The organism is Paraburkholderia tropica (genome assembly GCF_914484835.1).
Classification (GTDB): domain Bacteria; phylum Pseudomonadota; class Gammaproteobacteria; order Burkholderiales; family Burkholderiaceae; genus Paraburkholderia; species Paraburkholderia tropica_A.
In genome coordinates this window covers 1-1,700 of the sequence record NZ_CAJZAR010000025.1, presented here as the reverse complement: position 1 = coordinate 1,700, position 1,700 = coordinate 1, and the positions used below count along the sequence as shown (strand labels likewise).

The window sequence follows — 1,700 nt, the reverse complement described above, 5'->3', positions numbered from 1 at the left end:
ACCGTCTGCTCCTGGCCGCACTGCGCCCGCGACCAGCCACGCCACTCGCCCACGGCAGACGCTCTCATGCGACAGGCATGATCGACCCTGAGCGGTCGATTAAATCTCTACAAAGCGGTCATTCGATCGTGTCTCCGGTAAGAGCAATTCGCACGTACGCGCGGCATTTCGTTACCCTCGCCACGTTGCGATCTATGTAGTCTGTCTCGATTCTGGCACTTCAGCCGCTTTGAATGCATGGGGATATTCGTGACGAAACCAATCTTTCACCTGATCGTGGTTGAGCGCAAAGAATTCGCGCGATCGCGGTATCAGGACAAAACCAAAAGCGAGCAAACATGTGGCGAGACCGAAGCATGTGTAGACCTTCTCCACGGCCCAATGCGTGAGCGCGACGCCTGCGATCATCGGTCCAAGAATGCCAGCAATCTGCGTGGTCATATTGCTGGCAGCAAGAATGCGCACGCGGAAATTTTGCGGAATAGCCAGTGAGCGGTGAGTCGCGCCGACGAGCCCCATCGATGCATTGGCGAAACCTACACATGCAAACGCCAATACGAGAACGATGGGTGAGTGAGCCCAACCCGAAACGGCAAGCGCCAGCCCTTCGCACATAGCGGCCCCGACTCGGACATTGAATCGACCGAACCGACTGACTAGTGCGTCAGAGCCACGAAAGCTGCCGAGAAGTAAACCTATAGATAAGGCCGCTTCGCTACCACCTAGCCAGAGACCCGAGAGCCCGAGTGATTGAACCTTGAGCGGAATCAGCATACCGACTGCGGGGCCTTGGAATATCCAAACGAGGAAATTGACAAGTGTCCAGCCGCGCTCCAACGGGACGACCCATTTAGCATGCAGTCCGGCGCGCAGGTCGTCCCACCAACAGGCAAAACTGCGATGGCGTTCGTGATGCTGAGATTGAGAAGGAAGCTGCCAAGTCACGTAAGCAGCGACACCGAGCAAAATGCCGTTCATCCAAAATGTTGCAGCGATACCGCTCAACGCCAATGTAGTGCCGGCCAATGCTGGTCCTAAGGCACGGCCAGCCGCCTGCGTCGATTTACGGAGACGAAGCACCTTCGCCAAACGATCCGCCGGAACAAGTTCAGCCGATATGGTAGAGCTGGCCGGCCCGACGAAAGCTTTCGCTATAACGGTCACTGTGCCTATGGCAATGATCGGCATGAGTCGGTAGCTGGACAGGGAGGCGAGCATAGCGAGGGTAAAAGCGACAACCATCAGGGTGCATAAACCCCATGCAATCTGGGGTCGCTTTGCGTAGCGATCCCCAAGTGGAGAAAGCAGTGGCATTGCAAAGATCGTGGCGATCGCAATGCTTACGCTGTAGATCGCCAGGTCATGCGCGCCGCCCCGATGAACGATCCACCAAGGGAGCGTGATATAGCCAACCATTTCTGCCAAGATTCTCAGCAGATCGCTGAGAAGCAGACTGGCAAGAGGCACGCCGAGTGCGTTTATGCGAGCTTTTATTTTCAGGAACACCGTCTTCCCCTGTCGAGCCGATGATGCTACCTCAACATTTTTCCCGCTGTTTAGATGCACTCTTCCACAGGCTAGCGATTCATTAGTGGGCGACGTAGACGCCGTGGTTCACCGCTGGCGACGCTTCAGATCGAGATTGTCAGCAATTCACGCAGATATGTTGACCGACCGTTCATGGCCGCATTCTGCCTACT

1 protein-coding gene is annotated in these 1,700 nt (G+C 55.9%); it reads right to left on the bottom strand.

Features of this window, described 5'->3' with window-relative positions:
* Window positions 1-192: 192 nt before the first annotated feature.
* Complete coding sequence (locus tag LDO54_RS02070) at window positions 193-1,506, bottom strand: MFS transporter (RefSeq protein WP_224005450.1); 1,314 nt, start codon at window positions 1,504-1,506, stop codon at window positions 193-195.
* Window positions 1,507-1,700 lie beyond the last annotated feature (194 nt).